Annotated in this window: 13 protein-coding genes; 9 read left to right on the top strand and 4 right to left on the bottom strand. The window is 71.9% G+C overall.

The features are described from left to right. Nucleotides 1-2 precede the first annotated feature (2 nt). From ACIGHB_RS22420 to ACIGHB_RS22410, 3 genes are all read left to right on the top strand, one after another. On the top strand, nt 3-1,268 hold the full coding sequence (locus ACIGHB_RS22420) for an MFS transporter (protein WP_399915355.1): 1,266 nt from the start codon (nt 3-5) through the stop codon (nt 1,266-1,268). 27 nt (nt 1,269-1,295) lie between these two features. Further along, nucleotides 1,296-2,123 (top strand): arylamine N-acetyltransferase, encoded by an 828-nt coding sequence (locus tag ACIGHB_RS22415; RefSeq protein WP_399915353.1) that lies wholly within the window; start codon nt 1,296-1,298, stop codon nt 2,121-2,123. A 104-nt stretch (nt 2,124-2,227) separates the two neighbouring features. Beyond that, entirely contained in the window at nt 2,228-3,121 is an 894-nt protein-coding gene (locus ACIGHB_RS22410; RefSeq protein ID WP_360307707.1) for a YceI family protein, read from the top strand. A 13-nt stretch (nt 3,122-3,134) separates the two neighbouring features. Here the strand turns inward: ACIGHB_RS22410 and ACIGHB_RS22405 are convergent, their stop codons facing one another. Next, on the bottom strand, nt 3,135-3,377 hold the full coding sequence (locus tag ACIGHB_RS22405; protein WP_360307416.1) for a hypothetical protein: 243 nt from the start codon (nt 3,375-3,377) through the stop codon (nt 3,135-3,137). 127 nt (nt 3,378-3,504) lie between these two features. On the opposite strand from ACIGHB_RS22405, the gene holA reads away from it, so the two are divergent. Beyond that, nucleotides 3,505-4,500, top strand: a complete 996-nt coding sequence (gene holA, locus ACIGHB_RS22400) for a DNA polymerase III subunit delta (RefSeq protein ID WP_360307419.1) — start codon at nt 3,505-3,507, stop codon at nt 4,498-4,500. A gap of 335 nt (nt 4,501-4,835) precedes the next feature. Here the strand turns inward: holA and rpsT are convergent, their stop codons facing one another. Further along, nucleotides 4,836-5,102 carry a 30S ribosomal protein S20 gene (rpsT, locus tag ACIGHB_RS22395; RefSeq protein WP_093876150.1) on the bottom strand — a complete coding sequence of 89 codons (267 nt, stop codon included), beginning with the start codon at nt 5,100-5,102 and terminating at the stop codon, nt 4,836-4,838. A 207-nt stretch (nt 5,103-5,309) separates the two neighbouring features. On the opposite strand from rpsT, the gene lepA reads away from it, so the two are divergent. From lepA to hemW, 3 genes are all read left to right on the top strand, one after another. Next, nucleotides 5,310-7,178 carry a translation elongation factor 4 gene (lepA, locus tag ACIGHB_RS22390; protein WP_399915350.1) on the top strand — a complete coding sequence of 623 codons (1,869 nt, stop codon included), beginning with the start codon at nt 5,310-5,312 and terminating at the stop codon, nt 7,176-7,178. A gap of 204 nt (nt 7,179-7,382) precedes the next feature. Further along, nucleotides 7,383-9,260 carry an AMP-dependent synthetase/ligase gene (locus ACIGHB_RS22385; RefSeq protein WP_360307426.1) on the top strand — a complete coding sequence of 626 codons (1,878 nt, stop codon included), beginning with the start codon at nt 7,383-7,385 and terminating at the stop codon, nt 9,258-9,260. A 37-nt stretch (nt 9,261-9,297) separates the two neighbouring features. Then, nucleotides 9,298-10,539 carry a radical SAM family heme chaperone HemW gene (hemW, locus tag ACIGHB_RS22380; RefSeq protein ID WP_360307429.1) on the top strand — a complete coding sequence of 414 codons (1,242 nt, stop codon included), beginning with the start codon at nt 9,298-9,300 and terminating at the stop codon, nt 10,537-10,539. A 27-nt stretch (nt 10,540-10,566) separates the two neighbouring features. On the opposite strand, the gene ACIGHB_RS22375 is transcribed toward hemW, so the two are convergent. Together ACIGHB_RS22375 and ACIGHB_RS22370 are read right to left on the bottom strand one after the other, a co-directional pair. Then, nucleotides 10,567-11,373 carry a DUF3097 domain-containing protein gene (locus tag ACIGHB_RS22375; protein ID WP_399915348.1) on the bottom strand — a complete coding sequence of 269 codons (807 nt, stop codon included), beginning with the start codon at nt 11,371-11,373 and terminating at the stop codon, nt 10,567-10,569. Between the two features lie 10 nt (nt 11,374-11,383). Next, nucleotides 11,384-12,121 carry an MBL fold metallo-hydrolase gene (locus ACIGHB_RS22370; RefSeq protein ID WP_360307435.1) on the bottom strand — a complete coding sequence of 246 codons (738 nt, stop codon included), beginning with the start codon at nt 12,119-12,121 and terminating at the stop codon, nt 11,384-11,386. 138 nt (nt 12,122-12,259) lie between these two features. Between ACIGHB_RS22370 and hrcA the strand changes: the two genes are divergently transcribed. Together hrcA and dnaJ are read left to right on the top strand one after the other, a co-directional pair. Further along, nucleotides 12,260-13,279 carry a heat-inducible transcriptional repressor HrcA gene (gene hrcA, locus ACIGHB_RS22365; protein ID WP_360307438.1) on the top strand — a complete coding sequence of 340 codons (1,020 nt, stop codon included), beginning with the start codon at nt 12,260-12,262 and terminating at the stop codon, nt 13,277-13,279. After that, nucleotides 13,280-14,419 carry a molecular chaperone DnaJ gene (gene dnaJ / locus ACIGHB_RS22360; protein WP_360307441.1) on the top strand — a complete coding sequence of 380 codons (1,140 nt, stop codon included), beginning with the start codon at nt 13,280-13,282 and terminating at the stop codon, nt 14,417-14,419. Nucleotides 14,420-14,501: the final 82 nt, after the last annotated feature.

The following is a 14,501-nucleotide window of genomic DNA, read 5'->3' as shown; positions in this document are numbered from 1 at the left end:
CGATGGCCCTCACCGCGCGGGTTCCGGCGCTGCTGCGCGAACGGACGTTCCGCCGCTACTGGACGGGGCAGACCGTCTCCCTGGTCGGCGACCAGATATCCCTCATGGCGCTGCCGCTCGCCGCCGTGCTCGTGCTCGGGGCCGACGCCGCCCAGATGGGCTGGCTGAAGACCCTCGAACTCCTCCCGGCCCTGCTGCTCAACCTGCCCTTCGGTGCCTGGGCCGACCGCCGGGCGAACCGCCGCCGCATCATGATCGCGACGGATCTGGGGCGGGCCGCGCTGCTGCTCACCCTGCCCGTCGCCTACGCGCTCGACATCCTGACGCTCGGCCAGCTCTACGCGGTCGCCCTCGGGGTCGGCGCCCTGTCGGTGCTCTTCGAGGTCTGCAACTCCACGATCTTCGCGAGCCTTGTCCCCGCAGAGCGCTTCGTGCAGGCCAACTCGCTGGTGAACGGCAGCCGTTCGATGGCCTGGCTCGCCGGGCCCAGCATCGGGGGCGTCCTGGTGCAGGTGCTGACCGCGCCCCTGGCGCTCCTCGCGGACGCCCTCACCTACCTGGTGTCGGCCGGCTACCTGGCCAGGATCCGGCCGGACGAGCCCGCCCCGGCGCCCGTGGCCAAGGGGCACTTCACGGAGGGGATGCGGTGGGTGGTGCGGGAGCCGTCGATGCGCGCGCTCTTCGCCGCCTCCGGCACCGTCCAGTTCTTCAACTACATGTTCCACACCCTCTTCGTCCTCTACGCCACCAAGGACCTCGGCCTGGGGGCGGGCCTGCTCGGCCTCGTGCTCGGCGCCGGAGCCGTCGGCGGTCTGCTCGGGGCGGCGTGCAGCGGAGCGGTCGTCCGCCGGATCGGCATCGGCGGCTCCATCGTGACCGGCTTCCTCGGCTTCACCCTGCCGCTGATCCTCATCCCCGCCGCCGACGGGCCGCTGCCGCTCGTGGTGGGTGTGCTCTTCGCCGCCGAGTTCCTGTCCTGCGCCGGAGTGATGATCGTGGACGTGGCCGCCGGGTCGTTCCAGATGGCCCTCATACCCGAGACCATGCGGGCCCGGGTCATGGGCGCCTTCCGCACCCTCAACCACGGCTTCCGGCCGGTCGGCGCCCTCGTCGGAGGCGTGCTGGGCACCGCGATGGGCGTGCGCCCCACCCTGTGGGTCGCCACCGTCGGCGCCGTCTTCGCGGTCCTGTGGCTGCTGCCCTCACCGCTCCCGCGGATGCGTGAACTGCCCGCCCAAAAGCCGGAATCCGCCGCCGCCACCCCCTGACGCCGACCGGGCGGGCAGACTGCCCGTATGACCGATCATGAAGAGACCGCAGGGCTGCCGGACACCGCGGTGGAGCAGTACCTGGAGCGCATCGGCGCCGCGCGGCCGGACCGGGCGGACGCCGGGGCGCTGCGGGAGCTGCACCTGCGGCACCTGCTGGCCGTGCCCTTCGAGAACCTGTCCATCCACCTCGGGCAGGACATCGTCCTCGACGAGAAGGCGCTGGTCGACAAGGTCGTCGCGGCCCGGCGGGGCGGGTTCTGCTACGAACTGAACACCGCCTTCGCCGCGCTGCTGAGGGCGCTCGGTTACCGGGTCGGGCTGCTCCAGGCGAGGGTCATCGGCCCGGACGGGCGGGCGGGGATCCCGTATGACCACATGGCCCTGCTGGTGGAGACGGCGGACGGGGAGCGGTGGCTGGCGGACGTGGGCTTCGGCGACCACAGCCACCATCCGCTCGCCTTCGACGAGCGCGGGCCGCAGGCCGACCCCTCGGGGACCTTCGTGATCGAGGAGGTTCCGGGTGCGGACGGCGACCTCGACGTGCTCCGGGACGGCAAGCCGCAGTACCGGCTGGAGCGCCGGCCGCGTGAGCTCGCCGACTTCGCCGCCGGCGCCTGGTACCACCGGACCTCGCCGGAGTCCCACTTCACCCGCGGGGTGATCTGCTCGCGGCTCACCGAGGACGGCCGGGTCAGCATCGCCGGCAGGAAGCTGTACCGGACCGTGGCCGGCGAGCGCACGGAGCGGGAGTTCGGCTCGGACGAGGAGCTGCGCGCGGCCTACCGGGAGCTCTTCGGCATCGTGCTCGACGAGCTGCCGGTCCTCCCGGTGCCGGACGAGCGAACCCCCTAATCCGGACGCGACGACCGTAAGGGCGCGTTTGCCTCGAACGCCTCAAGGGTGATCGAATGCGAACTCGTTGCATAATGAACGAGTCGCACGGGGGTGCGTTGATGATGTTCGGTGGTCTCTTCGGGAAGCGCGGGAACGGCGGCGCCGGCGGGCGGGGCGGCGCCCTCGCCGGAGTCACCGTGCCCGCCTCGGCGGGCGTGCTGAGCTGCCGGGTGCTGGACCCCGTGCACGAGCCGCTGCGGCAGGCGGAGTTCGCGCTCACCGACACGACGGGCCGCAGGGTGCTGGGCGGGGAGACCGATCCGTACGGCACCCTCCTGGCCACGGTCCCGGCCGGCGAGTACCGGATCGCCGTCACCTCCGACGGCTACACCCCGCACCACGCCACCGCCGTGGTGGACCAGGGCGCCCACGCCGACCTCGGGGACGTGCTGCTCCAGGTCGCCCCGCAGCCCTCGCTGCCCGAGCCGGGCGACTGGGAGATCGACCCCGCCCACTCCCAGATCGGCTTCACCGCCCGGCACATCGGACTGGCGCGGATCCACGGCCGCTTCAACAGCTTCGCCGGCGCGATACGGATCGCCGACCGCATGGAGCACTCCGCGATGCACGTCGTCATCGACGCCGCCTCGATCGACACCGGGGTGCAGATGCGCGACGACCACCTGCGGTCGGGCGACTTCCTCGACATCGGCGTCCATCCGACCATCGAGTTCTTCAGCGAGCGCTTCACCCACCGGGGCGGAACCCGCTGGAACGTCACCGGCGCGCTCAGCCTCCACGGCGTCAGCCGCACGGTCACCCTGGACACCCAGTACCTCGGTCTCGGCAGCGGGCTTGAGGGCGAGACGCGCTGCGCCTGCCGGGCCACCACCGAACTCCACCGCGAGGACTTCACCCTCACCTGGCAGACCCTGCTCGCGCGGGGCATCGCGGCCGTCGGCTCCAGCATCTCCATCGACCTGGACGTCCAGATCGTGCCGAAGGCCGCCCGCTAGCGGACCCGGCCGGTCAGGGGGCCTCCAGCCAGCCCTCGTACTCGGCGGCGAAGTCGTCCAGGGCCGACGGGTCGAGCCGGCCGTCCGGGTCCTCGACGACCACCAGCCACTGCGCGTCCTCGGCGTCGTCCTCGCCGGCCAGCGCGTCCCTGACCAGCTGCGGCTCCTCGGCCACCCCGAAGCGGCCGGCCAGCTCCTCGGCCACCTCCTCGGCGGCGTCGCGGTCGGGGAGCACCAGTACGTGTCGTTCACTCACCCGCCCATTCTCGCCCGGCCGGCCGCGGGACCCCGCCGGGGTCCGGGCGTCGCCACCGTCAGACCCTCGCCGGGGTCCGGACCTCGCCGGGGTCCGCTGTCGGTGGGCCGTGGGATGCTGGAACGCGATGGCCACCAGAAAGACTTCCAGCGACGACCTCCTCGGCCCCGTCACGCTCGCCGTGGGCCAGGAGGACCTGCTCCTCGACCGTGCCGTCCGGGAGGTGGTGGCGGCCGCCCGAGCCGCCGACGCCGACACGGACGTACGGGACCTCACCCCCGACCAGCTCCAGCCCGGATCCCTCGCCGAGCTCACCAGCCCCTCGCTCTTCGCCGAGCGCAAGGTGCTGGTCGTGCGCAACGCGCAGGACCTCTCGGCGGACACCGTCAAGGACGTCAAGGGGTACCTCGACGCGCCCGTCGAGGACATCACGCTCGTCCTGCTGCACGCGGGGGGAGCCAAGGGCAAGGGTCTCCTCGACGCGGCGCGCAAGGCGGGCGCGCGGGAGGTGGCCTGTCCCAAGACCACGAAACCGGCGGAGCGGCTGACGTTCGTCCGGCAGGAGTTCCGGACGCTCGGGCGGTCCGCGACGCCCGAGGCGTGCCAGACGCTCGTCGACGCCATCGGCAGCGATCTCCGGGAGCTGGCCTCCGCGGTCGCGCAGCTGACGGCGGACGTCGACGGGACGATCGACGAGGCGGTCGTCGGCCGGTACTACACCGGCCGGGCCGAGGCGTCGTCCTTCAACGTGGCAGACCGGGCCGTGGAGGGGCGGGCGGCGGAGGCGCTGGAGGCGTTGCGCTGGTCGCTGTCGACCGGGGTCGCGCCCGTGCTCATCACGAGCGCGCTGGCGCAGGGGGTGCGGGCGATCGGGAAGCTGTCGTCCGCCCGTGGCGGGCGGCCCGCCGACCTCGCGCGCGAGCTGGGCATGCCGCCCTGGAAGATCGACCGGGTGCGGCAGCAGATGCGGGGCTGGACCCCGGACGGCGTCGCGATGGCCCTGCGGGCGGTCGCGGAGGCGGACGCGGGCGTCAAGGGCGGCGGGGACGACCCCGAGTACGCCCTGGAGAAGGCGGTCGTCGCGGTGGCGCGAGCCGCGCGGGCGGGGCGCGGCGGGCGCTGACGACCTCTGCGGGCCGGTTTCCCTGCGGAGCCGGAGCCGGTTCCCTTGCGGGGCGGTTCCCCCGCGCGCCGCATCCCCCGCGCGCCGGTTTCCCCGCGCCGGGACGGTTCCGCGCCCGGACGGTTCCGCGCCGGGACCGTTCCGCCGCGGGCAACGCGAAGGCCCCGGGCGTCCTGGGGAAGGAGTGGCCGGGGCCTTCGGTTCACTGCTCGTGGTCCCGTACACGCGTGGCGAACGCGTCTCGCGTACGGGCCGGGTGGCCGGGCGGGAGCGGTAGAGAGGGTCCGCTGGGTCCCGTGCGGCCTGGGTACAGCCTGAGATCAGAAGATCCGGACTCAGCCCTGGAGGGAGGCAACCTTGATCGCCAGCGCCGACTTCTTGTTGGCGGCGGCGTTCTTGTGGATGACACCCTTCGAGACGGCCTTGTCGAGCTGACGCGAGGCGGCACGGGTGGCCACGGTGGCCTTCTCGAGGTCGCCGGCGGCGACAGCCTCACGGGCCTTGCGGATCGCGGTCTTGAGCGACGACTTGACGGCCTTGTTGCGCAGGCGCGCCTTCTCGTTGGTCTTGTTCCGCTTGATCTGGGACTTGATGTTCGCCACTGAGAGAGCCTTTACAGGTTCGATGTTTCTTCAGGTATGTGCCGCGCAGCTGAGAGGGCACACGAGACACAGCTGTCCACGGTATCAGGCGCCCGCGCGGCCGCCCAAACGGGGGCGCGGGCCGCCCGAACCGGACGCGTGGCCGCGGGCATGGGACGATGGGGGCTACGTATCCGTTCCGAACACCGCCCGAGACGAGAACCCTGCGTGCCCGCGACTCCTACCCACGTGCCCGAGCCGAGCCGTACCGACCCGGCACTGATCCGCAACTTCTGCATCATCGCGCACATCGACCACGGCAAGTCCACGCTCGCCGACCGGATGCTCCAGCTCACCGGTGTGGTCGACCAGCGGCAGATGCGCGCCCAGTACCTCGACCGGATGGACATCGAGCGTGAGCGCGGCATCACGATCAAGTCCCAGGCGGTCCGGCTGCCCTGGGCCCCCACCGAGGGGCCGGAGCAGGGGCGCACGCACATCCTCAACATGATCGACACCCCCGGGCACGTCGACTTCACGTACGAGGTGTCGCGGTCGCTGGCCGCCTGCGAGGGCACGATCCTGCTGGTCGACGCCGCCCAGGGCATCGAGGCGCAGACCCTCGCCAACCTGTACCTGGCGATGGAGAACGACCTCACGATCGTCCCGGTCCTCAACAAGATCGACCTCCCGGCCGCCCAGCCGGAGAAGTTCGCCGAGGAGCTGGCCAACCTCATCGGCTGCCAGCCCGAGGACGTCCTCAAGGTCTCCGCCAAGACGGGTCTCGGCGTCGAGGCGCTGCTCGACCGGGTCGTCGCGGACGTGCCGGCCCCGGTCGGCAACGCCGACGCGCCGGCCCGCGCGATGATCTTCGACTCCGTGTACGACTCGTACCGGGGCGTCGTCACGTACGTCCGTGTCGTCGACGGGCAGCTCAACAAGCGCGAGCGCATCAAGATGATGTCGACCGGCGCCACCCACGAGCTCCTGGAGATCGGCGTCTCGTCCCCCGAGATGACGGCCTCCGACGGTCTCGGCGTCGGTGAGGTGGGCTACCTCATCACCGGTGTGAAGGACGTCCGCCAGTCCAAGGTCGGTGACACGATCACCGCCCAGTCCAAGGGCGCCACCGAGCCGCTCGGCGGCTACAAGGACCCGAAGCCGATGGTCTTCTCGGGTCTCTACCCGCTGGACGGCTCGGAGTACCCGGACCTCCGCGAGGCCCTGGACAAGCTCCAGCTCAACGACGCCGCGCTCGTCTACGAGCCGGAGACCTCCGCGGCCCTCGGCTTCGGCTTCCGCGTCGGCTTCCTGGGCCTGCTCCACCTCGACGTGATCCGGGAGCGCCTGGAGCGCGAGTTCGGGCTCGACCTCATCGCCACCGCCCCCAACGTGGTCTACCGCGTGGTCATGGAGGACGGCAGCGAGCACACGGTCACCAACCCGAGCGAGTTCCCCGAGGGCAAGATCAGCGACGTGTACGAGCCCGTCGTGCGCGCCACCATCCTCGCGCCCAGCGAGTTCATCGGCGCGATCATGGAGCTCTGCCAGACCCGCCGCGGCACGCTCATCGGCATGGACTACCTCTCCGAGGACCGGGTCGAGATCCGCTACACCCTGCCGCTGGCCGAGATCGTCTTCGACTTCTTCGACCAGCTGAAGTCGAAGACCCGCGGGTACGCCTCGCTCGACTACGAGCCCACCGGCGAGCAGGCGTCCAGCCTGGTCAAGGTCGACATCCTGCTGCACGGCGACAAGGTCGACGCCTTCTCCGCCGTCACCCACAAGGACGCCGCCTACGCGTACGGCGTGCGGCTCGTCGCCAAGCTGCGCGAGCTCATCCCGCGCCAGGCGTTCGAGGTGCCGATCCAGGCCGCCATCGGCTCCCGGGTCATCGCCCGCGAGACCATCCGCGCCATCCGCAAGGACGTCCTCGCCAAGTGCTACGGCGGTGACATCTCGCGTAAGCGGAAGCTGCTGGAGAAGCAGAAGGAAGGCAAGAAGCGCATGAAGATGGTCGGCTCGGTGGAGGTCCCGCAGGAGGCGTTCATCGCCGTCCTGTCGAGCGACGAGTCGGGCGGCAAGAGCAAGAAGTAGCCGTTCCGGCCGCCATGAACGGGTCCGCGTGCCATCGGCGCGCGGACCCGTTCGTTATCCACAGGCCCTTACGTACCGGACCTCGGCGCTCTAATCTGAAGCCCCCCGAAGGTTACTCGTGAGTTAGTTACGCATTCCCGCGTGAGTGCGTTCCGCATCCGTAGTTGCACCGCCAACAGGCACCGCCGCCGCCCGGAGGACGACGTGAGCGACAACCAGACCCAGATCGACAACCGGCCGCCCTCCGTCGCGGCGCTCTTCCTCGAACGAGTCGAGCGCACCCCCGACGCCGAGGCGTACCGCTATCCGGTGCCCGCCGCCTCCGGCACCGGACCGGACGACTGGAAGTCGCTCAGCTGGGGTCAGGCCGCGCAGCGCGTCTTCGCCATCGCCGCCGGTCTGATCGACCTCGGCATCCGCTCCGAGGAGCGGGTCGCCCTCGCCTCCGCCACCCGGGTCGAGTGGATCCTCGCCGACCTCGGCGTCATGTGCGCCGGCGCCGCCACCACCACGGTCTACCCGCAGACCAACGCCGACGAGTCCGCCTTCATCCTCGCCGACTCCGAGTCGAAGGTGCTCATCGCCGAGGACGCCGCCCAGCTCGCCAAGGCGGTCGAGCGCCGCGCCGACCTGCCCGGACTCCACCACGTCGTCGTCATCGACCCCGAGGGCGCGGACACCTCCGAGGAGTGGGTCCTCACCCTCGCCGACCTGGAGGCGCGCGGAGCCGCGTACCTGGAGAAGCACCCCGAGGCGGTCAAGGAGCGGGTCGCCGCGATCACCGCCGAGCAGCTCGCCACCCTCATCTACACCTCGGGCACCACCGGCCGCCCCAAGGGCGTCCGCCTGCCGCACGACAACTGGTCGTACATGGCCAAGGCCATCGCCGCCACCGGCCTCGTCACCCAGGACGACGTCCAGTACCTGTGGCTGCCGCTCGCCCACGTCTTCGGCAAGGTCCTCACCTCCGGCCAGATCGAGGTCGGCCACGTCACCGCCGTCGACGGCCGCGTCGACAAGATCATCGAGAACCTGCCGGTGGTCCAGCCGACCTACATGGCGGCCGTCCCCCGCATCTTCGAGAAGGTCTACAACGGGGTCGCCGCCAAGGCCAGGGCCGGCGGCGGCGCCAAGTACAAGATCTTCCAGTGGGCCTCCGGCGTCGGCCGCGAGTACGCCAAGGTCACCCAGGACAACTTCCGCCGCACCGGCTCCGCCTCCGCGCCCTTCGGCCTCACCGCCAAGCACAAGGTCGCCGACACCCTCGTCTTCGCCAAGATCCGCGACGCGTTCGGCGGCCGGCTGCGCGCCTGCATCTCCGGCTCCGCCGCGCTCGCCCCCGAGATCGGCTACTTCTTCGCCGGTGCCGGCATCCACATCCTGGAGGGGTACGGCCTCACCGAGTCCTCCGCCGCCTCCTTCGTCAACCCCGGCGAGGCGTACCGCACCGGCACCGTCGGCAAGCCGCTCCCCGGCACCGAGGTCCGCATCGCCGACGACGGCGAGATCCTGCTCCGCGGCCCCGGCATCATGGAGGGCTACCACGGCCTCCCCGAGAAGACCGCCGAGGTCCTGGAGGCCGACGGCTGGTTCCACACCGGCGACATCGGCGAGCTCTCCGCCGACGGCTACCTCAAGATCACCGACCGCAAGAAGGACCTGATCAAGACCTCCGGCGGCAAGTACATCGCCCCGGCCGAGGTGGAGGGCCAGTTCAAGGCCGTCTGCCCGTTCGTCTCCAACATCCTCGTCCACGGCGCCGACCGGAACTACTGCACCGCGCTCATCGCGCTCGACGAGCCCGCCATCCTCGGCTGGGCCGCCGAGCACGACCTCGCCGGCAAGCCGTACGCCGAGGTCGTCGCCGCCCCGCAGACCGAGAAGATGATCCAGGGATACGTCGACCGGCTCAACGAGGGCCTCCAGCGCTGGCAGACGATCAAGAAGTTCCGTCTCCTCCCGCGCGACCTCGACATCGAGCACGGCGAGCTCACCCCCTCGCTGAAGCTCAAGCGCCCGGTCGTCGAGCGCACCTACAAGGAGCTCATCGACGAGATGTACGCCGGGTCCCGCGAGGCCTGACCGGCGCGGAGCCCGTCACCTCGGGCGGTGCGGGACAATGGACCCCATGCCTTCCGTACTGCCCGATGGTGAGCCCATGCCCGAGGACGGGGCGCTGCCCGCGCGCGCCCTGGAAGGGGCCGGGGAGCGGCCGCTCGGGTTCTATCTGCACGTGCCGTACTGCGCCACGCGGTGCGGCTACTGCGACTTCAACACCTACACCGCGAGCGAGCTGCGCGGTGCCGGAGGCGTGCTCGCCTCGCGGGACAACTACGCGGGGCAGGTCGTCGAGGAGGTCCGGCTCGCCCGGAAGGTCCTCGGCGACGACCCGCGCCCGGTGCGGACGGTCTTCGTCGGCGGCGGCACGCCGACGCTGCTGGCCGCCGGCGACCTCGTGACGATGCTGGGGGCGATCCGGGACGAGTTCGGGCTCGCCGACGACGCGGAGATCACCACCGAGGCGAACCCGGAGTCCGTGGACCCCGCCTACCTGGAGGAACTGCGGGCCGGCGGCTTCAACCGGATCTCCTTCGGCATGCAGAGCGCCCGGCCGCACGTGCTGAAGATCCTCGACCGGACCCACACGCCGGGCCGGCCTGAGCAGTGCGTCGCGGAGGCGCGCGCGGCCGGCTTCGAACACGTCAACCTCGACCTGATCTACGGCACCCCCGGCGAGAGCGACGACGACTGGCGGGCCTCGCTGGACGCGGCCATCGGGGCCGGTCCCGACCATGTGAGCGCGTACGCCCTGATCGTCGAGGAGGGTACGCAGCTGGCGCGGCGGATCCGGCGCGGCGAGGTGCCGATGACCGACGACGACGTGCACGCGGACCGGTACCTGATCGCCGACGAGGCGTTCGAGAAGGCCGGGTACGCCTGGTACGAGGTGTCCAACTGGGCCACCTCCGAGGCCGGGCGGTGCCTCCACAACGAGCTGTACTGGCGGGGCGCCGACTGGTGGGGCGCCGGGCCAGGCGCCCACTCGCACGTGGGCGGGGTGCGGTGGTGGAACGTCAAGCATCCCGGCGCGTACGCCGCCGCGCTCGGGGCCGGGAGGTCGCCGGGGGCCGGGCGCGAGCTGCTGTCGGACGAGGACCGGCGGGTCGAGCGGATCCTGCTGGAGCTGCGGCTCCGGGAGGGCTGCCCGCTGGAGCTGCTGCGGGAGCGGGGCCTCGCGGCGTCGCGCAGGGCGCTGGCCGACGGGCTGCTCGACGCGGAGCCGTACGCCGCGGGGCGGGCCGTGCTGACGCTGCGGGGCCGGTTGCTCGCGGACGCCGTGGTGCGGGACCTGGTGGACTGAGGCCCGGCCCCCGGGAAACCGCCGCGGCTACGGCGCCGTCACGAAGTCGATCAGGTGCTCCACCTTGCCCAGCAGCTCCGGTTCCAGGTCCTTGTAGGACGTGACGCGCTTCAGGATGGCCTGCCAGACCGCGCCCGTGTTGTCGGCGGGCCAGCCCAGGGCCCGGCAGGTGCCCGTCTTCCAGTCCTGGCCGCGCGGGACCTCCGGCCAGGCCCGGATGCCGAGGACGGACGGTTTCACCGCCTGCCAGATGTCGATGTACGGGTGTCCCACCACCAGGACGTCGGGGGAGGAGACCCGCGCGGCGATCCGGGACTCCTTGGAGCCCTGAACCAGGTGGTCGACGAGGACGCCGAGGCGGGCGTCCGGGCCGGGCGCGAAGTCGGCGACGATCTCCGGAAGGTGGTCGACGCCCTCCAGGTACTCCACCACGACGCCCTCGACGCGCAGGTCGTCGCCCCAGACCCGTTCGACCAGCTCGGCGTCGTGCCGGCCCTCCACGTAGATGCGGCTCGTCCGTGCCACGCGCGCGCGTGCGCCGGGGACGGCGATCGAGCCGGAGGCCGTACGGGCCGGGCGGGCCGGTCCGCCGGACGCCGGGCGGACCAGGGTCACCACACGGCCCTCCAGGAGGAACCCGCGCGGGTCCATCGGGAAGACGCGGTGTTTGCCGAAGCGGTCCTCCAGAGTGACGGTGCCCGCCTCGCAGCGGATCACGGCCCCGCAGAAGCCCGTCGAGACCTCCTCGACCACCAGGTCCGGCTCGGCCGGGACCTCCGGCGCGGGGGCCTGCTTCTTCCATCGGGGCGTCAGGTCCGGGTCGTAGCTGCGCATTTCGGGGACGCTACGACACCTGGAAGCGGTGTGCCAGTTCATCGCGCTGGCGTCGGACGAAAGCCGCGTCGACGACCGCCCCGTGGCCGGGGACGTACAGGGCGTCCTCGCCGCCGAGGGCGAGGAGGCGGTCGAGGGCGTCGGGCCAGCGGGCGCCGATCGCGTCGGGGCCCGCCTGGGGTTCGCCGGACTCCTCGACCAGGTCGCCGCAGAAAACGGTCTCGCGCTCGCCGGGGACGAAGACGGCGAGGTCGTGGCCGGAGTGGGCCGGGCCCAGGTTGGCCAGGAGCACCTGGCGGCCGCCGAGGTCGAGGGTCCACTCGCCGGTGACCGTGTGGCGCGGGGCCACCAGGGCCTCCACCGCCTCCGCCGCGGCCCGCTCGCCGACCCCCTGGCGCACCGCGTCCTCGTACAGCTCCGCGCGGGTGCGGGCGGAGCCGAGGAGCTCGTCCATGCCGACCGCGCCGAACACCTCCGCTCCGGCGAAGGCGGCGGTGCCCAGGACGTGGTCGAAGTGGGGGTGGCCGAGTGCGATGTGCGTCACGCGCCGGCCGCCGGTGATCGCCTCCGCCTGGGCCCGGATCGCGGCGCCCTCGGCGAGCGTGGAGCCCGTGTCGTAGAGCAGGACGGCCGTGTCCCCCACGACCAGTCCGGTGGTCGCGTCCCAGCCGGGGAGCCGCCGCCGGCCCACTCCGGACGCGAGCCTCTCCCACCCCTGAGCCGCCCAGACCGCTTCGTCGATGTCCATGGCTCCGACGCTAGCGGGTCCGCCTCCTTGCCAGGAGCGACGGCCCCGGCCGTACACTGGCCGGGGGATTCCTGGCACTCGGACAGGGTGAGTGCCAAAAGCGGAGCAACCGGAACGGCTGGAGCGGGAGGTGTGCGCGTGCTGAGCGAACGCAGACTCGAGGTGCTGCGCGCCATCGTCCAGGACTACGTCGGGACGGAGGAACCGGTCGGTTCCAAGGCGCTCACGGAGCGCCACAAGCTCGGCGTGTCGCCCGCCACCGTGCGCAACGACATGGCGGTGCTGGAGGAGGAGGGGTACATCGCCCAGCCCCACACCAGCGCGGGCCGGATCCCCACCGACAAGGGCTACCGGCTCTTCGTGGACCGGCTGGCCGGCGTCAAGCCGCTCTCCACCCCCGAGCGGCGCGCCATCCACAACTTCCTCGACGGCGCCGTGGACCTCGACGACGTCGTGGGCCGTACGGTGCGGCTGCTGGCGCAGCTGACCCGGCAGGTCGCCGTCGTGCAGTACCCGTCGCTGACGCGTTCCTCCATCCGGCACGTCGAGCTGCTGGCGCTGGCCCCGGCCAGGCTGATGCTCGTCCTGATCACGGACACCGGACGGGTCGAGCAGCGGGTGATCGACTGCCCCGCGCCCTTCGGCGAGACCTCCCTCGCGGATCTGCGGGCCCGGCTCAACAGCCGGGTCGGCGGCCGTCGCTTCGCCGACGTGCCGCAGCTGGTGCAGGACCTCCCCGAGTCCTTCGAGGAACCCGAGGAGCGCGCCACGGTCTCGGCCGTGCTCGCGACGCTCCTGGAGACGCTCGTGGAGGAGCACGAGGAGCGGCTGATGATCGGCGGCACCGCCAATCTCACCCGCTTCGGACATGACTTCCCCCTGACGATCAGGCCCGTCCTGGAGGCACTCGAGGAGCAGGTCGTGCTCCTCAAGCTGCTCGGCGAGGTCAAGGAATCGGGCATGACCGTACGCATCGGGCACGAGAACGCCTACGAGGGGCTGAACTCCACGTCCGTCGTCTCGGTCGGCTACGGTTCGGGCGGCGAGGCAGTCGCCAAACTCGGCGTGGTCGGACCGACCCGCATGGACTACCCCGGAACGATGGGAGCGGTACGCGCAGTGGCACGTTACGTCGGACAGATCCTGGCGGAGTCGTAAGTGGCCACGGACTACTACGCCACACTCGGCGTACGCCGCGACGCGTCCCAGGACGAGATCAAGAAGGCTTTCCGGCGCCTCGCCCGCGAGCTTCATCCGGACGTCAACCCGGACCCGAAGACGCAGGAGCGGTTCAAGGAGATCAACGCCGCCTACGAGGTCCTGTCGGACCCGCAGAAGAAGCAGGTCTACGACCTCGGCGGCGACCCGCTCTCCTCCGCCGGCGGCATGGGCGGCGGGGGAGGCTTCGGGGCCGGCGGCTTCGGCAACTTCTCCGACATCATGGACGCCTTCTTCGGCACGGCCGGGCAGCGCGGGCCGCGCTCGCGGACCCGGCGCGGCCAGGACGCCATGATCCGCCTGGAGATCGACCTCAACGAGGCGGCCTTCGGCACCACCAAGGACATCCAGGTCGACACGGCCGTCGTCTGCGCCACCTGTTCGGGTGAGGGTGCCGCTCCCGGCACCTCCGCGCAGACCTGCGACATGTGTCACGGCCGCGGCGAGGTCTCCCAGGTCACCCGGTCGTTCCTCGGCCAGGTCATGACCTCCCGGCCCTGCCCGCAGTGCCAGGGCTTCGGCACCGTCGTCCCGACCCCGTGCCCCGAGTGCGCGGGCGACGGCCGGGTGCGGTCGCGCCGCACGCTGACGGTGAAGATCCCGGCCGGCGTCGACAACGGCACCCGGATCCAGCTCGCGGGCGAGGGCGAGGTCGGCCCCGGCGGCGGCCCCGCCGGCGACCTGTACGTCGAGATCCAGGAGACCCCGCACGAGGTCTTCCAGCGCCGCGGTGACGACCTGCACTGCACGGTCACCATCCCGATGACGGCGGCGGCGCTCGGCACGAAGGTGCAGCTCCAGACGCTCGACGGGCTGGAGGAGATCGACATCCGCCCGGGCACCCAGTCGGGCCAGTCGGTCCCGCTGCACGGCCGGGGCATCACGCACCTGCGGGGCAACGGCCGCGGCGACCTGATCGTCCACGTCGAGGTCCAGACCCCGGGCAAGCTCGACCCCGAGCAGGAGCGCCTCCTGCGCGAACTGGCCAAGCTGCGCGGCGAGGAACGGCCCACGGGCCAGTTCCAGCCGGGACAGCAGGGGCTGTTCTCGCGGCTGAAGGACGCGTTCAACGGGCGCTGAGCCCCGCGGGGGGGATGACCCGTGTGTGAGAGGGGCGGCACTCTGAGTGCCGCCCCTTTCCCGTGGGCGGGAAGGGGCATGA

Origin of the sequence: Streptomyces sp. NPDC085460, assembly GCF_044541975.1 — a bacterium.
Lineage (GTDB): Bacteria > Actinomycetota > Actinomycetes > Streptomycetales > Streptomycetaceae > Streptomyces.
Note: the sequence above shows the minus strand (reverse complement) of the source record. Positions and strands in the feature narration are given on the sequence as shown.